The following is a 19091-nucleotide window of genomic DNA, read 5'->3' as shown; positions in this document are numbered from 1 at the left end:
GCGAGGACTTCTTCAATGGCTGACACGAAATACACCAAAGACCACGAATGGGTGCGCGTAGAAGGCGACACCGCAACCGTTGGCATCACCGACTATGCGCAGGAACAGCTGGGCGACGTGGTTTATGTGGAACTGCCCGACGTCGGCAAGAGCGTTGGCGTTGGCGATGAAGCCGCCGTCGTTGAATCGGTGAAAGCAGCTTCCGAAGTATACGCCCCGATTTCCGGCGAGGTCGTTGAGGTGAACGAAGCCCTTGCGGATGCTCCCAACGGCGTCAACGAAGACGCAGCGGGCGCCGGCTGGTTCGTGAAGCTCAAACTTTCAGACACCTCTGAGCTTGAAAAGCTGATGTCTGAAGACGAATACAAAACCTACCTGGCGGAGCTCGACTGATGCGCTATTTGCCCCTAACGCCCGATGATCGCCAGCAGATGCTTGGTGTCATTGGTGCCAAGTCCATGGATGACCTGTTTGTGGACGTGCCCGAAGCAGCGCGTATCGAACACGCATTCGATCTGCCGCCCCATCAAGGTGAGTTGGAAGTCGACCGTGCGCTATCGGCCATGGCGGAGAAAAACACTGCCGCTGGCAGCGTCCCGTTCTTTGTCGGGGCAGGGGCCTACAAGCACCACGTCCCGTCATCCGTGGATCATCTGATCCAGCGTTCCGAGTTCCTGACATCGTACACGCCGTACCAGCCGGAAATCTCTCAGGGCACGCTCCAATATCTGTTCGAGTTTCAGACGCAGGTTGCGCTTCTCACAGGCATGGATGTGGCCAATGCCTCCATGTATGACGGCTCGACCGCGTGCAGCGAAGCCGTGCAGATGGCGCACCGCGTCACCCGTCGCAACAAGGCGGTGCTGTCGGGAAATCTGCACCCGCACTACCGGGCGGTGATTGAAACCACATCCAAGTTTGCGGGCGACGCTGTTGTGGCGCTTGAGGCTGATGTGTCTGGCCGAGAAGACATCGCCTCGCAGATAGACGGCGATACCTCCTGCGTCGTCATTCAGTATCCGGATTTCTTCGGTCATGTTGGTGATCTGGCTGACATTGCTGCGGCAGCGCACGCGGAAGGCGCCTTGCTGATTGTCGCAATTCCCGAAATCGTTTCCATGGGCGCGCTGCGTACGCCCGGCGAGATGGGCGCTGACATTGTGGTGGCCGAAGGCCAGTCCATTGGCAATGCCCTCAACTATGGCGGACCCTATGTGGGCCTCTTTGCCACCCGTCAGAAATATGTGCGCCAGATGCCTGGCCGCCTGTGTGGTGAGACGGAAGATGTCGATGGCAAGCGTGGCTATGTGCTGACGCTTTCCACCCGCGAGCAGCATATCCGCCGCGAAAAAGCCACCAGCAACATCTGCACAAACTCAGGCCTGTGCTGCCTTGCGTTCACCATTCACCTGGCCCTGCTGGGCGAAAAAGGCTTCACACGCCTTGCAGCCCTCAACCATGAGAGCGCCTGCAAGCTGGCAGGTGCTTTGGAAAAAGTGTCCGGCGTCGAGCTTTTGACGCCTGCTTTCTTCAATGAGTTCACCATCCGCACCTCAAAGCCTGCCGCTGACGTTATCGAAGCGCTGGCAGACAAGGGCATCCTTGGTGGCGTGCCTGCTTCGCGCCTTATGCCGGGCAATGACGCTGTCAGCGATCTCATCATTGTGGCTGCAACAGAAGTGAACACAGATCAGGATCGTGCCGCCTACGCGGCAGCGCTGACGGAGGTGCTGTCATGAGCGAGAAAACAACTTTCACCGGTCATCGCGGTCTCGACCACGAAGAACAGCTGATTTTTGAACGCGGCCGTGATGCAGCCTGTGGCGTTGATCTGCCGGCACCTGAGGGCGTGGCAACGCGCCTTGGCGGCATGGAGCGCAAGGGAGGCGTGGGACTGCCCGGTCTCTCCGAGCCCGAAGTCGTGCGCCACTTCGTGCGTCTGTCCCAGAAGAACTACGCCATTGATGCGGGCTTCTATCCGCTGGGTTCGTGCACCATGAAGCACAATCCGCGACTCAACGAAAAAATGGCACGACTGCCGGGCTTCTCGGATGTGCATCCGCTGCAGCCCACCTCCACGGTGCCCGGTGCCCTAGAGCTGATGAGCGAACTGGCTCGATGGCTTATGGAACTGACCGGCATGCCTGCGGTTGCCATGTCGCCAAAAGCAGGTGCCCATGGCGAACTGTGCGGCCTCATGGCCATCCGTGCAGCCCTTGAGGCGCGCGGCGAAGCGGGGACCCGTACCCGTGTGCTGGTGCCTGAAAGTGCTCATGGCACCAACCCGGCCACGGCTGCCGCCTGTGGCTTCACTGTGGATGCCATTCCCGCAACGCAAGATGGTCGCGTTGACCTTGCAGCGTTTGAAGCCAAGCTCGGTGATGACGTGGCGGGCATCATGCTCACCAATCCCAATACCTGTGGCCTGTTCGAGCGCGACATCCGCAAGATTGCTGATGCTGTGCATGAGCACGGTGGCTACTTCTATTGTGACGGCGCCAACTTCAACGCCATCGTTGGCCGGGTGAAACCTGGTGACCTTGGCGTCGATGCCATGCACATCAACCTGCACAAGACGTTCTCAACGCCCCACGGCGGTGGCGGTCCCGGTGCGGGCCCCGTTGTGCTCTCAGATGCCCTGGCCCCCTTTGCACCGCTTCCGTACGTCACCAGCACCGGTGGCGAGCTGAAGCTGGTGGAAGACGAACAGTCGTCGGATGCGGATCCCTTCGGCCGCATGGTCGCCTTCCATGGCCAGATGGGCATGTTCGTGCGTGCCCTGTCCTACATGATGAGCCACGGCTCGGATGGTTTGCGGCAGGTAGCGGAAGATGCCGTTCTCAACGCCAACTACGTGCTGGCGTCCCTCAAGGACGTCATGACCGCGAGTTTCGAAGGCCCGTGCATGCACGAAGCCCTGTTCGATGATCGCTTCCTCAAGGGGACCGGTGTCGAGACACTCGACTTTGCCAAGGCAATGATCGACGAGGGCTACCACCCCATGACGGTCTACTTCCCGCTCGTGGTTCATGGCGCGATGCTCATCGAGCCAACGGAAACCGAGTCCAAGGAAACACTGGACGAGTTCATCGGCTGCATGGCGGATCTGGCCAGGTCAGCGAAGGCGGGAGACAAGGCGCGCTTTGAAAACGCGCCGGAACTCACGCCTCGTCGTCGTCTGGACGAAACGACGGCTGCTCGCAAGCCTGTCCTCCGCTGGACACCTCCGGCTCCGGCTCAGGCTGCTGAATAAGTAAAGCAGCCAGACGGCGCAGCCTGGCGAGGCACACGATATGAGAATCGGCGTAGGGTCTGAAAATGACCCACGCCGATTTTCTGTCTCTCATCCGACAAAACGCCACCAACGCCGCAATTCTGGACCGCGCGCCGGCGCTTGGGTTGCCCGACGCATGGCTTGTCTCCGGCAGTCTCTTTCAGGCGGTGTGGAACAGCCTTACAGGCCGTTCGCTGGATCACGGGGTAAAGGACTACGACGTCTTCTATTTCGACCCTGACACCTCCTATAAGGCGGAAGACGCACAGATAAAGCGTGTCGGCAAGGTGTTTGCTGATCTTGGGGTAGATGTCGAGCTACGAAATCAGGCCCGTGTCCACCTTTGGTATGGCAACCATTTCGGCGACATCGACTATCCACCGCTGATGACATCCTGCGAGGGCATAGACCGCTTCCTGGCCATCGCCTGCAAAGTAGGTGTGTCGCTGGATGAGCAGGAGCGTATCTACGCGCCTGATGGCCTTGAAGACATCTACAATCTGCACTTGCGGCCGAACCCCTGCGCCAATTTTTCAGCAGAGCACTACGCCACCAAGACGGCCCGGTGGCTGGAAAACTGGCCGGAACTTACCGTTGACCCGGCTGTGCTGGTCTAACAGGCACAAAAAAGCCCCGCCGGTGAGGGCAGGGCTTTTTCGAATGATCTACCAGACGCTTAGACGAGGCGCTGGCGCACCTGATCAAGGCTCTGATTGATCAAAGCATCCTGACGGGCATCGTCGCTTGTGTCTGCCAGCACCTTGGCAGCAGCAGCAACCGCAACTTCCGTTGCCGCGTCACGCACTTCCTTGGACGCCTGAGCTTCGGCCATGGCAATCTTCTGCTCGGCAAGGGCTGTGCGACGCTCAACCTGCTCATCCAGCTTTTGCTTGGTTTCAGCGGCCAGACGCTCCGCTTCATGACGGGCCTGGGAAACGATTTCCTGAGCCTCTTCTTCCGCATCACGCTGCTTGCGCTGGTACTGGGCCAGCAGGGCCTGTGCTTCTTCGCGCAGCTTGCGGGCTTCTTCCAGCTCGGTCTTGATGCCGTCCGCGCGGGCATCAAGGGCCTTGGTGATCTGACCCCATACGCCGAAATACAGCAGCATGCCGACAAAGCACACAAAAGAGAGCGCTGTGAGGAATGTGCTGTCAGTCAAAAGTGAAAACATATTGCTCGCTCCCTATCGGTTCAGTTCTGCATCAACCGCTTGCGCGACCTTTGCAGCATCAACACCGGAGACACCCAGCTGCGCAACAACCGCCTGAGCAACATCAGCAGCAATGCCGCGAACGTTCCCCATGGCTTCCGTCTTGGTTGCGGTGATCCGTTCCTCGGCTGCTGCCAGCTTTTGGTCCAGTTCCGCTTCCAGCTTGTCACGCAGGGCGTCGGTCTCTTTACCCAGATCATCACGGGTTTCAGACGCAATCTGATGAGCCTTGGCGCGGGCATCCGCCAGCGCCGTCTCATAGCCCTCAATGGCTGCGTCTGTTTCCGATTTGAGCTGAGCCGCCTGGTCCAGATCATTGGCGATGCGGTCACGCCGCGCCTCCAGCGCCTGCGCCACACGTGGCAGGGCCACGCGGGACATCAGGAGATAGAGAACACCAAACGTGATCGCCAGCCAGATGAGCTGCGGCGCGTAGGTCGAAAAGTCGAGCTGCGGCATGCCGCCGGATTGCGCGTCATCCTGCGCAATGCCCAGTTCAGCTTCTGCCTGTTCGCCGATCACAAGCACACTCGTGTCATCCGTCGCGGCCTGCGCGACAATGATGGGCGTGTGATAGCTATCGGTCATGGACGTATCCGCCATGCTCTTTGACCTTTCCGTCTACTGATCTTCTGAAAGTCTGTGGTTAGACAGACTTAAACAACGAAGAGCAGCATCATGGCGACGACGAGGCCGAAGAGGCCCGTTGCTTCTGCAAGAGCAAAGCCGAGCAGCAGGTTAGGGAACTGGCCCTGAGCTGCAGCCGGGTTGCGCAGAGCGCCGGCAAGGTAGTTACCGAAGATGTTACCGATACCAAGGCCGGCACCAGCAAGGGCGATGCAGGCAATGCCGGCACCAATGTATTTCGCTGCTTCAGCTTCCATGTCGAAGTCTCCTTAGAAGTGTTGCCGATTGCCTTGAGTGGCTATCGGTAAAGTCAAACCAGAATGAGTGATGCCCACCGATCAGTGATGAACGTGGAGGGCATCGTTGAGATAGATGCAGGTAAGGATGGCGAACACATAGGCCTGCAGGAAAGCAACCAGCACTTCCAGACCAGTGAACGCCACCATAAAGGCGAAGGGTGCCCAGCCGCCCCAGGCGCCGAGCATGATGGCAAACCCGGCAAACACTTTGAGCATGGTGTGACCCGCCAGCATGTTGGCGAACAGACGCACCGAAAGGCTCAGGGGCCGGGTGAGATAGGAAATCATTTCAATGACGGTGATCAGCGGCAGCAGCACAATCGGCACACCGGAGGGCACAAAAAGCTTGAACCAGCCAAGACCGTGCTTGAACAGGCCCAGCAGCGTAATGCCACCGATAACCACAAGCGCCATGGCAAAGGTCACTGCGATGTGGCTCGTCACCGTGAAGGAGTAGGGCAGCAGGCCAAACATGTTGGCAAACAGGATGAACATGAAGAGCGAGAAAATGAACGGGAAGAAGGGCTGGCCTTCGTTTCCGGTGTTCTGCCGCAGCATGTTCGCCACGAATTCGTAGGAGAGTTCCGCCATCGACTGCCAGCGGCCGGGAACCAGCGCGCGGGAGGAGACGGACATGATCATGAAAATTGAGATGGCCGCAACAGACAGCACCATCCACATGGCCGAGTTGGTGAAAGACGCATCAAATCCGAAGAATTCGATCGGCAGCAGCCGGACGATCTCATACTGGTGCATGGGATCTACTGGAAACGCACCCGGTTCAGCTGGAGCAGCCATTTTTGCCTCTTAAACCCACATTGCCCACGACGTATCGCGGCTTAATCTTCATTCGCCTGTTTGTTCATCTCGGTGGCCGCCCTGACCGCGTTCAAAATGCCCGCAGCAACGCCCAGAAAGAAAAACAACAACAAAAACCAGGGCTCAGTCCCCAGCCAATAGTCCAACCACCAACCGATAAAGCCACCGACCACAACCCCTACAACCATCTCCGAGGAGAGGCGAAAGGCCTGACCAAAGGCAGACTGCCGGTTCTGCGGCTCAGTCTTTTCCCGACGCTTGCGCGCTTGTAAAAGGCGGCGATCGAAATCCTCTCGGCTCTCATCTGGGTCAGTCATCGGTCTGCCTGTCCTGCAAGGGCCGCGCGTCTTACGACCAAAATGGTCGCTTCACGCTGCCGTGCCAATTCCCCGCAAGGTATGTAGCTGCCCTGGCAAAGTGCCTAAGCCGCTCAATTCCTTGAGAAAAATGCCTTGATGACCTGCCTTGACCGTTGTGAGGAGCCAAAGGCGCCCCGAAACCACTCGAATGAGCAAAAGGGATTTCCCGCCGCTAACGGTAAAACACACCGCAATCGGGCTTGAAGTCGGGCGCACCATAGTTTCGCCCTTAACCTCTGTCAAGCAAGGCTGGGAGGGGTTTAAGTTGTTGTTTTTAAATAGAAAAAAAGGCCTCGCCAAAGAGTCGCAGGCCGGTATCTCGGGCATTTCTTTCGCGATGCAGCAACGAGGGCCGATTTGGCCCCGATTGAGTCTCTCAGGACACGGATTCGCAGTACCGTTTCACCGCGTCCAGATCTGGCGCCAGCGCTTTTTCGATCGCCCCCATAAGCAGCGGCAAACCGAGGCGTGCCTTAATGGAATTTGGGGTGGCATCGAGGGTCCAGATCAACTCCGACCCGCCGCTTTTGCCTTTTCCCTTGGCCGCAATCTCAAAGCCTGCATCCCACGTGGCACCCCCGGCCTCGGACACAATCCGTACCCATTCTGCGGGTTCATATTCCAGCACTTCAAAGACAGTGGAGCGTTCCTTGCCGCCAATATCGCGGAAGATACGCCACTGACTTCCAGGACCGGTCTCATTGTCTGTCAGACACTCAGCAGCCGTAATGGTGGGAATGGCTTCTGCAAATTCACCCAGATGCGCCACCGTCTCAAACACGCGCTGCGCTGGGCTCTTGATGGCCTTGGTCATTTCAATGGATGGCATGTCGCTCTCCCTCGTTTTCACGAGCGTGGCAGGCTTTCAAAGGCCTCGTCCAGTGTGATTTTGTCTGGGGCAGGCGCCTATCAGGCCCGCGTCAAATCAGACCGCGTCGCGTATGGCTTCCGCACCTGCAAGGTCAACAGACACCAGCTGGCTCACACCCGGCTCCGCCATGGTGACGCCGAACAGGCGGTCCATATGCGACATGGTGAAGGGGTGGTGGGTGATGACAAGGAAACGCGTGTCTGTCTCGCCGCGCATGTCGTTCAGCAATTTGCAGAACCGCTCGACATTTGCATCGTCAAGCGGCGCGTCCACTTCGTCGAGCACGCAGATCGGTGAGGGGTTCGTCAAGAACACCGCAAAGATAAGCGACATCGCCGTCAGCGCCTGCTCACCACCTGAGAGAAGCGACAGCGTGGTCAGGCGCTTGCCGGGTGGACGGGCAAAGATTTCAAGACCAGCCTCAAGCGGGTCATCGGACTCAACGAGTTCCAGATGCGCTGTGCCGCCACCAAACAGGCGGGTGAACAGGCGGGTGAAGTTCTCATTCACCGTGCCGAATGCATCCAGAAGCCGCTGGCGGCCTTCCTTGTTGAGGCTGCCGATGCCCTGACGCAGCTTCGCAATCGCCTGCTCCAGATCACCGCGTTCGGTCAGCATGGAGTCGAGTTGCTCCTGTGCTTCACGGGATTCTTCTTCGGCGCGCAGATTGACGGCGCCCATGTTTTCCCGCTCGCGCTTGTAGCGTTCGAGCTTGCGCTCAACGTCTTCAAGCGGCGGCAGCGCTTCGTCGTCCTTGATCTCGCCGGCTGCCAGTACCTGCGCGGGTGCGCACTCAAATGCATCGTGGATAAGCCGGGCAGCTTCCGCCACCTGATTGCGCGCACCTTCCAGCATCGCGTCAATACGGGCACGGGTTTCGCGCGCTTCGCTCAGGGTGTCAGTTGCTTCTTTATTGGCCTTGTCAGCGTCTGACAGTTCCTTCTCAGCAACAGCAAGCGCGTCGGCTGCTTCCTGACGGGTCTTTTCTGACTCTGACAGGCGATCCATCAGCGCCTTGGCTTTTTCTTCAACCTGAGCAGGCACCTGCTCCAGGTCAGCGCGTTCAGCTTTTGTGGATGTCTGGCGTTCTTCCAGGGTCTTGATCTGGGCGTTTGCCGTTTCAAGGCGGCTCTGCCAGCGGTTGCGCTCGTGCCCAATGGCACCAAGCCGCTGCGTGCGCGCCTGGGCTTCTCGGGCAAGACCGTCAAAGGCAGCCCGCGCCAGACTTGTTTCCTGACGCAGCGTTTGAACTTCAGCACGCAATGCTTCAAATGCCGCACGCTTTTCATCTTCGGCGGGAAGTTCAGCTGCTTCCGCATTCACAGCTTCAAGGGCCGTGCGTGTTTCTTCAATGTCTGCAGCTGTGCGCGCAAGACCATCATCAACTGCCGCAAGACGGGTAATCTGAGCGGAAGCAGCTTTCTCTGCAGCCGCCAGCGCGTCCTGCGCTGCCGTCAAGGCTCCCTGTGCCGCTTTCCATTCAGTGCGTACAGCGCTCTCACGCGTGGCTGCGTTGCTGACCGCCTGCTTGGTTGCGTCATGCGCCTCGGAAAGCCGCTTGGTTTCTGCCCGCGCTGCTTCAAGCTCGGCATCCAGGTCCGCGAGACGATTGCGCTGTGCCAGTCGCTGCGCTGCTGCCGTCGGGGCATCGGCTGCTGCCGTGTACCCGTCCCAGCGCCACAGATCGCCTTCCTTGGACACAAGACGCTGACCCGGTGACAGCTGACCCTGCAGACGACGGCCAAGCGCCTGATCCACCAGACCTACGTGGGACAGACGCCGCTGCAGCGCAGCCGGTCCGTCCACATAGGTAGAGAGCGGTTCGGCGCCATCCGGCAGCGAATGCGGTTGGTCGATGGCGGGCAGGGTGTGCCAGTGCACAGGCGCTGCTTCGTCCGCAGGCTGTTCAATGTCTTCGCCCAGTGCTGACCCAAGGGCTGCCTCAAACCCGGGACGGACAGAGACACTGTCGATCAGAGGTGGCCACAGATCGCCATCGGCGACCCGAAGCAGGTCTGCCAGTGCTGATGCTTCTGCTTCCAGTTTGCCAAGGCGCTGCTGCGCACCAGAAAGTGGCGCGCGCGCCTGTTCTTCAGCCGCGGTTGCTTCAGCGCGAGCGCGCTCAGCTTCCTGCGCCGCAGCTTCAGCGGTCGCGACTGCTTCGCGTGAATGGTCAACGCCTGCACGGCGTCCCGCCATGGCGGCCTGCACGTCCGAGGACCGTGCAATCTCTTCGCGTTCGGCGGCCAGCGTGCTGCGTGTCGCATTGAGTTTTTCAAGTCGTGCACGGGTTTCATTGATGCGCCGCGTCAGACCCTGGCGGCGGGCCGCAAGATCAGCCAGTTCACGCGACAGGGTTTCAACGCCGGTTTCTTTTTCAGACAAAGCTTCAGAGAGCTGCGTGACTTTTGCCTGCGCAGTCTCGCGGGCTTCATCGGACCCTTCGTCCGCTTGTTTCAGCTCGGCTTCTTCAGCATTGAGGGTCGTCAGGCTTTCATTGGTGTCGGTGATGCCATCGCGCTCACGTACAAGGTCAGCCTCGATCTGGCGCAGCTGGGCGTCCAGCCGTTCAATGGCCTGCTCCGCCTGACGTGCTTCATTCGCAAGCTGATCGCGCTCGACCGTCAGCCGATGATAGGCCGCTGCCGCGCGGGCTTCGGTGTCGCGAAGGTCTGGCAGCTTTTCACCGGCTTCAAACTGAAGACGTGAGGTGCGGGCGGTTTCTTCGGTCGCAGCCGCAACGGCGCGATCAGCTTCCTGCAGGCCCAGCTCATGGGTCTTTTCGATTTCGGATGCCGCGTGATGGCGCAGATGCAGTGACATGGCTTCCGCCCGGCGAATGTCCTTGGAGACATTGCGGAAGCGGGTTGCCTGCCGGGCCTGACGCTTCAGGCTCTGCAGCTGGGTTTCAATCTGTGCGGTGACATCATCAAGCCGCTCAAGATTGGTCTCAGCCTGACGCAGACGCAGCTCAGCCTCATGGCGGCGCGAATGAAGACCCGAAATGCCGGCCGCTTCTTCAAGGATCTGACGCCGCGCTGTTGGCTTGGCGCCGATCAGCTTGCCGATCTGGCCCTGTTGCACGAGGGCTGGGGAGTGCGCGCCGGTTGACGCATCAGCAAAGAAGGTCTGCACATCGCGAGCGCGCGAGTCAGACCCGTTGATGCGATAGGCGGACCCCATCTCACGCTCAATGCGGCGCGAGATTTCGATCTCGTCGGCTTCGTTGTAGGCGGCGGGGGCCGTGCGCTCCGCATTGTCGATGGACAGAACTACTTCCGCCATGTTGCGGGCCGGTCGGCCTGACGTGCCGGAGAAGATCACGTCGTCCATGCCGGTTGCGCGCATGGATTTGTATGAGCTTTCACCCATCACCCAGCGCAGAGCTTCCAGCAGATTGGACTTGCCGCACCCATTGGGACCGACAACGCCGGTCAGCCCTTGCTCGATCACGAGCTCGGTGGGTTCAACAAAAGATTTAAAGCCGGTTAGGCGGAGGCGGCTAAGCTTCAATTGACTGTCTCACCCCAGCAAAGGGGCGTCCCCGGACCGGCAGGAATGTCGCTGATAGCGAACACACCTGCCTATTAAAGGTTTGCTAACCCTTTTGATCCGCCGATTCGGCTTACCCCGGCAACTGGTTTGTGATGATCTCTTCCAGCTGGGCCCAGGGCAGATTGCCGTTGATCTTCTCGTCACCGACGAAAATCGTAGGTGTGGCCTGCACTTGCAGGGTCTCCTGCGCATGCTTCTGGACCTCACGCAGGCCATCAAGAACCTCCTGATCGGTCATGCAGGCTTCAAACTGAGACGCCGAAATACCGCCCTGGCGCGCAATCGCCGCAAGGGCAGAGCGGGGGTCCTGCACAAAGGCCCACTGCTGCTGCCGGGCAAACAGGACCTCTGCAAACTGCAGCGCCTTGTCCGTTGCCACGCAGCGCGTCAGCATGGAGGCCGCCGTGGCCACCGGATCCAGCGGGTATTCGCGGAAAATGTAAAAGACCTTGCCGGTCTCGATGTACTGCTCTTTGAGGGGGGGCAGGTTTACAGCGTGGAAGGCTGCACAGTGGCCGCAGGTGTAGGACGCATACTCAACCAGCGTCAGGGGTGCATCCGGGTCGCCCAGAGTGATTTCGCCCAGTGGATGCTCATAGGCCAGCGCCGGATTAACGACACTGCTGCCACCCGCTGCTGATCCATCGCCCGCGTCGCCGCACGCTGCAAGGCCAAGGGCTGCTGCCAGCACCGTTGCCTTAGCAATCTTGGCACCAAAGCCACGCCGGGTAAGGGCGGGCATCTTGAAAGATGTGGAAGTGGGCAGGGACATGCGGGTCTCTCCAATCATGGGACGTCTAATGGGTGTGTGCGGTCCGGCTACTCAGCAACTGCCTGTTCAAGGCGGGCCAGTGCCTGAGCAAGGTCCGGGTCTTCAATGTCGTAATGCGGCGCGATGTCCGGCTTGGATGCAGGGGTGGATGACCCAAACAGGCCACCCGTGGCTGCTTGCGGTTTGGGTTTGCTGGCAGGCTTAGGCAACGGCCCTTGCACCAGCTTCAGCCGGGCCACCATGGGGCGACCATAAAATCCGTTGATCTTGTCGATGATCTGCGGGGCTAGATGCTGCATCTCAAGGGCAGCGGCTCCTGCAACGCGCACGGTCAGGGTGCTGCCGCCGGATGCGCCTTTTTGCGGCGGCGACAGGCGCTCAGGCGAAGTCAGTCGCGCCATCTGCGGGCCGACAATCTCCTGCCAGCGCGTCAGCACATGGTCATCCGCAAAGCCGAATTTGGTGAAAGCCTTGCGCGTCAGCCCGTCCAGCCGCGTGCCCAGCCGCTCAAAAGTGAGCCTTTGGCGCGGAATGGACCGGGGGATTGGCCGGGACTTGTAAGTCGATGGGGACATGACACACAGATATTCAACAATATGAGAGCACAGGCTAGACGCCGTGATCGCCCATGCTAAGTGTCCAACGTGAAGCTGGCGATCACAAATGCGTGGGTCATTCCGACGCTGTGCGCCAGCTTGGCGCGCAATTCAGGCATCCCAGTGGCACGTAATGGCACCCAGACCCAGAAAAACAGGCTCGTCGAAAGTCAGTCCGGCAGCGCACCAGCTTCTGGACTGGTATGACCGCCACGCCCGCGACCTGCCCTGGCGCATCTCGCCCAAGGCGCGAAAAAAGGGCGCAAAAGCTGACCCCTACAAGGTCTGGCTCTCTGAAATAATGCTGCAGCAGACAACGGTCAAAACCGTGGGGCCGTATTTTCTGAAGTTCGTTGAGTTGTGGCCACGGGTCGAAGACCTCGCCGCCGCGTCGTCAGCTGAAGTAATGAGCGCATGGGCGGGCCTTGGCTACTACAGCCGCGCCCGCAACCTGCACGCCTGCGCCAAGGTTGTCGCCGAACGACATGGCGGCAAATTCCCGCAAACCGAAGAAGGTCTCCTGGCCCTTCCCGGCATCGGCCCCTATACCGCTGCCGCCGTGGCGTCGATCGCCTTCGATGAACCTGCTGAGGTCATGGACGGAAATGTGGAACGCGTTGTCTCACGTCTTTTTGCCATCGACACGCCGCTTCCTGCCGCCAAGGTGGAGATCAAAGAGCGCCTCAAAGAACTTGTGCCGCAAAAACGCCCCGGCGACTTCGCGCAGGCAACAATGGATCTGGGGGCCACGCTGTGTTCACCCAAGAAACCTGCCTGCTCGCTTTGTCCGTGGGCGGAGGAATGTGAAGCGAATGCGAAGGGCATTGCAGAAACACTGCCGGTAAAGCCGCCAAAGAAAGCCAAGCCCACACGCTATGGATCAGCCTACTGGCTGACGGATGCCAAAGGTCATGTGCTGCTGCGCACCCGTCCCCCAAAAGGCCTGCTCGGTGGCATGGACGAAGTGCCCGGAAGTGAGTGGAGTGAGCACGACGCCGACCCGACCACCGACGCCGCACCAACCAGCGCAAGCTGGCAGCAGCTGCCGGGCACCGTGACCCACGTCTTCACGCATTTTGCCCTGGAGCTGACGGTCTACACCGCCCAGGCTGCGACACGCGGCAAGGTCAAGGGCGACTGGGTGCCGCTCGATGCCTTGGCACAACGCGCATTGCCAACCGTCATGCGCAAGATCGTTGCCCATGCCGACCCGGAAGCTGCGAAGCAGTTCAGGAAAAAAGCCTAGCTGGCTTCCGCGCGGATTTTCTGGCGCAGCACGTCAATCGACGTCAGACCCGCATCGCTCTTGAGATGCCAGAACGTCCATCCGTTGCACGCTTCCTGGCCCTGCACATGGGCGCCGATCTTGTGGATCGACCCCGTGGCCCCTGTGACAGCCAGTGACCCGTCAGCGCGAACCCGCGCCTTGTGCCGCTTGCCTGGACCATACAGCACCGTGCCCGGCTCAATCATGCCGCGTTCGATCAAGGTGCCGAAGGGCACGCGGGGCTGCGCACGCTTGGATTCCGTAACCTGAAGAGACTCAGGGTCAGCATGCTGCACCCGGTCAATGCGCTGCTGCGCAATCTCCGCATACTGAGCATCGCGCTCGATGCCGATATATTTGCGGCCCAGCTTCTTGGCCACAGCACCGGTTGTGCCGGTACCGAAGAACGGATCAAGCACCACGTCGCCAGGATTGGATGACGCAAGGATCACCCGATGCAGAAGGCTTTCAGGTTTCTGCGTTGGATGAGCCTTTTGGCCTTGATCATCTTTCAGGCGTTCACCGCCTGAGCAGATCGGCAGCACCCAGTCAGAACGCATCTGCAGGTCATCATTCAGCGCCTTCATGGCGTCGTAGTTGAAGGTGTAGCCCTTGGCGTTTCGATCCTTGGAGGCCCAGATCATCGTCTCATGGGCATTGGTGAACCGGCGACCTCGGAAGTTCGGCATCGGATTGGACTTGCGCCACACAATGTCGTTCAGCACCCAAAAGCCGATGTCCTGAAGCGACACGCCGACGCGGAAAATGTTGTGGTAGGAGCCGATGACCCACAGCGTGCCCGTCGGCTTGAGCACACGATGTGCTTCCACCAGCCACGCATTGGTGAATTTGTCGTACTCGGCAAAGGACGCGAACTGGTCCCATTCCTGATCGACGCCATCTACGCGCGTGTTGTTGGGCCGCAGGAGCTCGCCTTCGAGCTGCAGATTGTAGGGCGGGTCAGCAAAAACCAGATCAACGGACGCATCCGGCAGCTTGGAAAGCGCCTCGATACTGTCGCCGTTGATGATCGTATTGACCGGAAGTTTGCCCGAAAGTCTGGCCTGTTTCCGCTTCGGTGCTGCCGGCTTCGAAGCAGATTTTTTTGTTGCCGCGCGTGTGTTCACGCGGCTCTTGTTGGTACGCATACGCCCCCCAGGGAAACTGTTGAGGCGGGATTTTGAGTCAGGAGCGAATCACCGTCAAGATTCTGTTTTGGAAACAAAGGGTTAACGAAGGTTAACGCCACAAGATCGAGTCCCTCAGTGTCAAGGGGACTCAACATCTAGCGCCATGCGGGCGCGAACCGGGGCAAAACTTTTTCTGTGAAGTGGGGTTATCCCCAGCTTGTTAAGCGCCGTCTGGTGGGCCGCGGTGCCATATCCCTTGTGGCGGGCAAAGCCGTAGCCGGGAAATTCCGCCTCAGCTGCCACCATAATGGCGTCCCGAAACGTCTTTGCGATGATGGAGGCGGCCGCAATGGACAGTGATCGCGCGTCTCCCTTGATGACAGCCTGAGCCGGGCATCCAATGTCGGGCGCATCGCGCCCGTCAATCAGCGCAAATGAGGGTGGGGATGGGAGGTCTGCAACCGCCCGTGCCATTGCCAGAAATGTGGCCTGGCGAATGTTCAGCTCATCAATTTCCTGCGGATCCGCAACGCCCACTCCCACGAGGGATGAAGCGCGTATGTGGCCAGCAAGGTCATTGCGTCTTTGAGCAGTGAGTTTCTTTGAGTCATTCAATCCCTCCGGAACACCAGATGTGGGAAGGATGACGGCAGATGCAACCACCGGCCCCGCCCATGGGCCGCGTCCTGCTTCATCAATGCCGCACACGGGAGATATGCCGCACGCATCTTCAAGAGAGAAATCAGGTCCGGTGACGCTCTTAGTCATGAGGCACTTCCCGCACCACCCTGAATCCCACTATGGATTGTCGCGCGTCCGGCGGCAGAGCGTAGCGGGTCCCAAGACGGACGGGACCCGGTGGGTCAGTCCATGAATGGCCGCGCAGGGCGTGGGCCTCGCAGGTCTCGTCTGTCTGTGCTGCGCCGTCCATCGGCAAATCCGCGTAGCCACCATTGTGACAGTCAGCCACCCACTCCCATACATTGCCGACCATGTCGAAAAGGCCGAACTCGTTCGCGGCAAAGCTTGCCACCGGCGACGTGTGCAAAAAACCGTCGTCACAATGCTCCGCGACTTTCGCGACCTTGTTCTTGGCAGTCAGGTCGTTGACGTTGCCATGCGCGCACAGAGCTTCAGATGGCCGGTTGAGAGCGGACGGCCCTGCCGCACGAACCCACTCTGCCTCCGTTGGCAACCGATAAACTTGGCCCGTAGTCGCCGTCAGCCACGCCAGATAGGCAATGGCGTCGTCCCGTGACACGCATGTCACCGGATGTTGGTCGGTTTGCGGAAATCCCGGCGCTTGCCAGTTGGCTGTGTTGTCCATGGCCCAGCCATCAGGCGTCAGGGTCCAGCAGCCACCAGAACTTTCGTGATCTGTCGCGCGGAGGAAGGCGGCAAACTGTCCACGCGTAACCGGCGTTGTGCCAAAGGCGAGGTCGGAGTTGATATCAACCTGGCGCGAGGGGAATTCATCACTGCTTGCCGCGACATCCTGATTGTCCGCGCCCATAACCACAGAGCCCGCAGGCACAATTCGTGTCGTAGGCCAGTCATCACCCATGCCGGAGGCGAATGCGCTCCAGCCGGACAAGAGCAAAATCAATGCGGAAAATGTCAGTCGGCAAATCATGTGCACCACAAAGCCTGCGGAAGCCGCCCTGTGTCAAACCACGAGGAGATGTAACCTAGAGAAGCGCCAGCTGCTTGGGCCCTGCATTGGGGGCCTCAAACAGATCCGTGCGCAGCGGCAGACGCTGCCGTGATAGGCCGTGGCGTTCCATTGCGAGCGCAAAGCGGCGTGAAATGGTCCAGGCGTACGGACCACCACCGGTCATGCGCTTGCCCCACTCCGCGTCATAGTCCTTGCCGCCGCGCATATCACGGACGATCTTCATCACCCGCTTGGCACGATCGGGGGTGACATCATCCAGCCACTCGGCAAACAGATCCTTGATCTCCAGCGGCAGCCGCAACATCACATAGCCCGCCTCCCGCGCGCCCATGCGGGCGACAGCCTTGAGAATGGCCTCAATCTCGTGGTCGTTGAGGGCCGGAATGACCGGCGCAACCATGACGCCCGTTGGAATTCCCGCTTCGGATAGTTGACGAATGGCATCAAGCCGCCGCCCCGGCGTAGAAGCACGCGGCTCCATCGCCCGCGCCAGCTTGCCGTCCAGCGTCGTGACCGAGAGCGCGACCTTCACAAGCCCGTCCCGTGCCATCTCACTCAATATATCGATATCGCGCGTGACCATGGCGGACTTGGTGACGATGCCCACCGGATGCTTGTGCTCGGCCAACACTTCAAGAACCTGCCGCGTGATCCGGCGCTCGCGCTCAATCGGCTGATAGGGATCCGTATTGGTGCCGATGGCAATCGTCCGCGGCTCGTAGCCGGGTTTGGACAATTCACGCCGCAGCAGCTTGGCGGCATTTGGCTTGGCAAACAGCTTGCTTTCAAAGTCGAGGCCCGCCGACAGCCCCATATAGGCGTGGGTCGGCCGGGCAAAGCAGTAGACACAGCCATGCTCACACCCCCGATAGGGGTTGATCGAGCGGTCGAAGGAAATGTCCGGCGACTGGTTGCGCGTGATGATGGTCCGGGCCGCTTCGTCGCTGACGTGAGTCCGCAAAGGCTTTTCGTCCTCTGCGATGTCCCATCCATCGTCAAATGCCTCCGCGGCCCGGTGCTCATAGCGTCCAGAGCGATTGGAACGCGCGCCGCGACCTTTGCGTGCTTCATGCAGCCGTCCCGTTTTGGGGGAAGGAAGACTGCTGCCCGGCCCGAAATCGGGGCGCGAGACGGGGCCTGGGGCAGGGCGTATCTCCCCGTCCGCATCACCGGGCATCAAAGCGCGTGTCTGTGGCTGACCGGATTGGGGGGCGGTCAGGGGAAACACGGGCATGGTCGCAGCGCGCGCTGTCTCGTTGGCTGGATTTGGAGCCGGGTCTGCCGCCCTGGCCCCCTGTCCCGAGCCAAGTCCCGAGCCAATCTCAACAATCTTTCTGTGCGCTGTTCTGTTCATGAGAGGAATATAATCACATTAAAAAGAACAAGACAAGAACATTTAGGTTAACGCCATGCTCCCTTCGCAGTTGCAGCAATTACGCGCTAAAGTCCGCCGCATGCTGAGCGTCGTGATTCCAACTTTGAACGCTGAAAAGTCCCTCACCCGGGTGTTGGCGGCGCTGATCCGCCCGACCGTCCGCGGGCTGATCAAGGACGTCGTCATCGTTGACGGCGGCTCAACCGACGGCACGGAACGCATTGCGGAAACATCCGGCGCAAAATTTGTGAGCGCACCTAAAGGCCGGGGCACACAGCTGGCTGCCGGCGCGCAGGCCGCGCGTGGTGAGTGGCTGTTGTTCCTGCACGCCGACACGGTGCTGCAACCCGGCTGGGAAGAGGAAGTGGAAACACTGCTTGAGCGGCTGGAGAAGCGTGGCGAAAAAGGCCTCGATTTCGCAGCCGTTTTCAAATTCGCGCTGGATGACTTTTCGTTCTGGGCGCGCATGCTGGAGGGCATCGTGTCATGGCGCTGCTGGCTCTTTGGTCTGCCCTATGGCGATCAGGGCCTGCTGGTCTCGCGCCGCCTGTATGACAAGCTCGGCGGCTATCGCCCGTTGCAGATCATGGAAGACGTGGATTTCGTTCGACGCATCGGTCGCCGACGGCTCGTCTTTTTGCGGGCCCCTGCCGTCACCAGCCCGGAACGCTATTTGAATGACGGCTACATCGCCCGCTCATCCAGAAACGCCCTGTGCCTGATGCTCTATTATCTTGGTGTAAACCCGGACCGCATCGCCCGCGTTTATATGAAGCGGTAGTCATCTCTCACGTGTTGTTGACTTCTACAACCGCCATTGCAATCGGCAGCAAGTCTTGATCATTTCCGGTGTAGGATTCAGTTGTGTTGCGCACAAAATGCACGATCGAACTCGCGAGCCCATTCTCCGCGAATTGCGTCGCAAGGCTTATGTTGATTCGGGAAGTCAGAGCTACGAAGTGCCCGGACCGCGGCCCACCTTCGATCTGGAGCAGCATTGCGGGTTTTTGCTCGACTCTATCGGGAAATATCTGCGCCACGTAGCCCGGAAACCAATCTGTCTCAATTGGCCTCAGCACGACACCATCGCGCAGAAAAGACATGTCCCCGTCTCCGTCCAAGACTCGATATGATTTTGCGCGGTCCGGATTGTTCATCTCGCTAATTTTCCGGTTTGTGATCCCAAGCATGGATGCGTGTTGACTGTGTATTGGTACGGTATTGCAAGAAGCATCAAAAAAGCAGGTCTGGTTGGTCTATTC

At 59.6% G+C, this 19091-nt stretch carries 20 protein-coding genes; 6 read left to right on the top strand and 14 right to left on the bottom strand.

The window, feature by feature from the left end; all coding sequences use genetic code 11:
• Positions 1-15: 15 nt before the first annotated feature.
• From gcvH to ABXH05_RS15800, 4 genes are all read left to right on the top strand, one after another.
• Positions 16-393, top strand: coding sequence for a glycine cleavage system protein GcvH (gene gcvH, locus ABXH05_RS15815; RefSeq protein WP_348139112.1), 378 nt, complete (start codon positions 16-18; stop codon positions 391-393).
• Positions 393-1739 (top strand): aminomethyl-transferring glycine dehydrogenase subunit GcvPA, encoded by a 1347-nt coding sequence (gene gcvPA / locus ABXH05_RS15810; RefSeq protein WP_353562198.1) that lies wholly within the window; start codon positions 393-395, stop codon positions 1737-1739. Before gcvH ends, gcvPA begins: the two co-directional genes overlap by 1 nt.
• Positions 1736-3253, top strand: a complete 1518-nt coding sequence (gene gcvPB, locus ABXH05_RS15805) for an aminomethyl-transferring glycine dehydrogenase subunit GcvPB (protein ID WP_353562196.1) — start codon at positions 1736-1738, stop codon at positions 3251-3253. Before gcvPA ends, gcvPB begins: the two co-directional genes overlap by 4 nt.
• Positions 3254-3318: 65 nt before the next feature.
• Positions 3319-3891 carry a nucleotidyltransferase family protein gene (locus ABXH05_RS15800; protein WP_353562194.1) on the top strand — a complete coding sequence of 191 codons (573 nt, stop codon included), beginning with the start codon at positions 3319-3321 and terminating at the stop codon, positions 3889-3891.
• Positions 3892-3950: 59 nt separating this feature from the next.
• Here the strand turns inward: ABXH05_RS15800 and atpF are convergent, their stop codons facing one another.
• The 9 genes from atpF to ABXH05_RS15755 form a co-directional block, all read right to left on the bottom strand.
• Positions 3951-4445, bottom strand: a complete 495-nt coding sequence (gene atpF / locus ABXH05_RS15795; RefSeq protein WP_348139120.1) for a F0F1 ATP synthase subunit B — start codon at positions 4443-4445, stop codon at positions 3951-3953.
• A 12-nt stretch (positions 4446-4457) separates the two neighbouring features.
• Positions 4458-5072 carry a F0F1 ATP synthase subunit B gene (locus ABXH05_RS15790; RefSeq protein WP_353562192.1) on the bottom strand — a complete coding sequence of 205 codons (615 nt, stop codon included), beginning with the start codon at positions 5070-5072 and terminating at the stop codon, positions 4458-4460.
• Between the two features lie 68 nt (positions 5073-5140).
• Positions 5141-5368 (bottom strand): F0F1 ATP synthase subunit C, encoded by a 228-nt coding sequence (locus tag ABXH05_RS15785; protein ID WP_043948497.1) that lies wholly within the window; start codon positions 5366-5368, stop codon positions 5141-5143.
• Positions 5369-5449: 81 nt separating this feature from the next.
• Positions 5450-6208 carry a F0F1 ATP synthase subunit A gene (locus ABXH05_RS15780; RefSeq protein ID WP_348139125.1) on the bottom strand — a complete coding sequence of 253 codons (759 nt, stop codon included), beginning with the start codon at positions 6206-6208 and terminating at the stop codon, positions 5450-5452.
• Positions 6209-6249: 41 nt separating this feature from the next.
• The gene (locus ABXH05_RS15775; protein ID WP_353562190.1) at positions 6250-6546 is read right to left on the bottom strand and encodes an AtpZ/AtpI family protein; all 297 of its coding nucleotides are present in this window, start codon (positions 6544-6546) and stop codon (positions 6250-6252) included.
• 418 nt (positions 6547-6964) lie between these two features.
• Positions 6965-7417: an SRPBCC family protein gene (locus tag ABXH05_RS15770; RefSeq protein WP_353562188.1), complete on the bottom strand. Its 453-nt coding sequence runs from the start codon at positions 7415-7417 to the stop codon at positions 6965-6967.
• A 96-nt stretch (positions 7418-7513) separates the two neighbouring features.
• Positions 7514-10972, bottom strand: coding sequence for a chromosome segregation protein SMC (gene smc, locus ABXH05_RS15765; RefSeq protein ID WP_353562186.1), 3459 nt, complete (start codon positions 10970-10972; stop codon positions 7514-7516).
• A gap of 112 nt (positions 10973-11084) precedes the next feature.
• The gene (locus ABXH05_RS15760; protein WP_353562184.1) at positions 11085-11786 is read right to left on the bottom strand and encodes a DsbA family protein; all 702 of its coding nucleotides are present in this window, start codon (positions 11784-11786) and stop codon (positions 11085-11087) included.
• Between the two features lie 47 nt (positions 11787-11833).
• A complete protein-coding gene (locus ABXH05_RS15755) occupies positions 11834-12361 on the bottom strand; it encodes a DUF721 domain-containing protein (protein ID WP_353562182.1) in 528 nt (175 codons plus the stop codon).
• 154 nt (positions 12362-12515) lie between these two features.
• Between ABXH05_RS15755 and mutY the strand changes: the two genes are divergently transcribed.
• Entirely contained in the window at positions 12516-13628 is a 1113-nt protein-coding gene (gene mutY / locus ABXH05_RS15750; RefSeq protein ID WP_353562180.1) for an A/G-specific adenine glycosylase, read from the top strand.
• Here the strand turns inward: mutY and ABXH05_RS15745 are convergent.
• The 4 genes from ABXH05_RS15745 to ABXH05_RS15730 form a co-directional block, all read right to left on the bottom strand.
• Positions 13625-14797, bottom strand: a complete 1173-nt coding sequence (locus ABXH05_RS15745) for a site-specific DNA-methyltransferase (protein WP_353562178.1) — start codon at positions 14795-14797, stop codon at positions 13625-13627. The two genes, mutY and ABXH05_RS15745, sit on opposite strands and share 4 nt — an antisense overlap.
• A gap of 120 nt (positions 14798-14917) precedes the next feature.
• Positions 14918-15547 carry a ribonuclease HII gene (rnhB, locus tag ABXH05_RS15740; protein WP_353562176.1) on the bottom strand — a complete coding sequence of 210 codons (630 nt, stop codon included), beginning with the start codon at positions 15545-15547 and terminating at the stop codon, positions 14918-14920.
• Positions 15540-16373 (bottom strand): formylglycine-generating enzyme family protein, encoded by an 834-nt coding sequence (locus tag ABXH05_RS15735; RefSeq protein ID WP_353562174.1) that lies wholly within the window; start codon positions 16371-16373, stop codon positions 15540-15542. The genes rnhB and ABXH05_RS15735 overlap by 8 nt, the downstream gene beginning before the upstream one ends.
• A 94-nt stretch (positions 16374-16467) precedes the next feature.
• Positions 16468-17631 (bottom strand): PA0069 family radical SAM protein, encoded by a 1164-nt coding sequence (locus tag ABXH05_RS15730; RefSeq protein WP_502947751.1) that lies wholly within the window; start codon positions 17629-17631, stop codon positions 16468-16470.
• A gap of 232 nt (positions 17632-17863) precedes the next feature.
• On the opposite strand from ABXH05_RS15730, the gene ABXH05_RS15725 reads away from it, so the two are divergent.
• A complete protein-coding gene (locus ABXH05_RS15725) occupies positions 17864-18610 on the top strand; it encodes a TIGR04283 family arsenosugar biosynthesis glycosyltransferase (protein WP_353562170.1) in 747 nt (248 codons plus the stop codon).
• Positions 18611-18617: 7 nt separating this feature from the next.
• Here the strand turns inward: ABXH05_RS15725 and ABXH05_RS15720 are convergent, their stop codons facing one another.
• Positions 18618-18932 carry a hypothetical protein gene (locus tag ABXH05_RS15720; RefSeq protein ID WP_353562168.1) on the bottom strand — a complete coding sequence of 105 codons (315 nt, stop codon included), beginning with the start codon at positions 18930-18932 and terminating at the stop codon, positions 18618-18620.
• Between the last annotated feature and the right edge of the window lie 159 nt (positions 18933-19091).

This window comes from Pyruvatibacter sp. HU-CL02332 (assembly GCF_040362765.1).
In the GTDB taxonomy this organism is placed as follows: Bacteria; Pseudomonadota; Alphaproteobacteria; order CGMCC-115125; family CGMCC-115125; genus Pyruvatibacter.
The sequence above is the reverse complement of the archived record's forward strand: the minus strand, read 5'-3'. Positions and strand labels throughout refer to the sequence as shown.

What these genes read in the sequence shown, in the direction of transcription:
- ABXH05_RS15725 (WP_353562170.1), top strand. Translation starts at nt 17,864, where the DNA reads ATGCTCCCTTCGCAGTTGCAGCAATTACGCGCTAAAGTCCGCCGCATG.
- ABXH05_RS15785 (WP_043948497.1), bottom strand. Translation starts at nt 5,368, where the DNA reads ATGGAAGCTGAAGCAGCGAAATACATTGGTGCCGGCATTGCCTGCATC.
- ABXH05_RS15800 (WP_353562194.1), top strand. Translation starts at nt 3,319, where the DNA reads ATGACCCACGCCGATTTTCTGTCTCTCATCCGACAAAACGCCACCAAC.
- ABXH05_RS15775 (WP_353562190.1), bottom strand. Translation starts at nt 6,546, where the DNA reads ATGACTGACCCAGATGAGAGCCGAGAGGATTTCGATCGCCGCCTTTTA.
- mutY (WP_353562180.1), top strand. Translation starts at nt 12,516, where the DNA reads ATGGCACCCAGACCCAGAAAAACAGGCTCGTCGAAAGTCAGTCCGGCA.
- ABXH05_RS15780 (WP_348139125.1), bottom strand. Translation starts at nt 6,208, where the DNA reads ATGGCTGCTCCAGCTGAACCGGGTGCGTTTCCAGTAGATCCCATGCAC.
- gcvPA (WP_353562198.1), top strand. Translation starts at nt 393, where the DNA reads ATGCGCTATTTGCCCCTAACGCCCGATGATCGCCAGCAGATGCTTGGT.
- gcvH (WP_348139112.1), top strand. Translation starts at nt 16, where the DNA reads ATGGCTGACACGAAATACACCAAAGACCACGAATGGGTGCGCGTAGAA.
- ABXH05_RS15720 (WP_353562168.1), bottom strand. Translation starts at nt 18,932, where the DNA reads ATGTCTTTTCTGCGCGATGGTGTCGTGCTGAGGCCAATTGAGACAGAT.
- ABXH05_RS15790 (WP_353562192.1), bottom strand. Translation starts at nt 5,072, where the DNA reads ATGACCGATAGCTATCACACGCCCATCATTGTCGCGCAGGCCGCGACG.
- ABXH05_RS15760 (WP_353562184.1), bottom strand. Translation starts at nt 11,786, where the DNA reads ATGTCCCTGCCCACTTCCACATCTTTCAAGATGCCCGCCCTTACCCGG.
- rnhB (WP_353562176.1), bottom strand. Translation starts at nt 15,547, where the DNA reads ATGACTAAGAGCGTCACCGGACCTGATTTCTCTCTTGAAGATGCGTGC.
- ABXH05_RS15730 (WP_502947751.1), bottom strand. Translation starts at nt 17,631, where the DNA reads ATGCCCGGTGATGCGGACGGGGAGATACGCCCTGCCCCAGGCCCCGTC.
- ABXH05_RS15755 (WP_353562182.1), bottom strand. Translation starts at nt 12,361, where the DNA reads ATGTCCCCATCGACTTACAAGTCCCGGCCAATCCCCCGGTCCATTCCG.
- ABXH05_RS15770 (WP_353562188.1), bottom strand. Translation starts at nt 7,417, where the DNA reads ATGCCATCCATTGAAATGACCAAGGCCATCAAGAGCCCAGCGCAGCGC.
- atpF (WP_348139120.1), bottom strand. Translation starts at nt 4,445, where the DNA reads ATGTTTTCACTTTTGACTGACAGCACATTCCTCACAGCGCTCTCTTTT.
- gcvPB (WP_353562196.1), top strand. Translation starts at nt 1,736, where the DNA reads ATGAGCGAGAAAACAACTTTCACCGGTCATCGCGGTCTCGACCACGAA.
- ABXH05_RS15745 (WP_353562178.1), bottom strand. Translation starts at nt 14,797, where the DNA reads ATGCGTACCAACAAGAGCCGCGTGAACACACGCGCGGCAACAAAAAAA.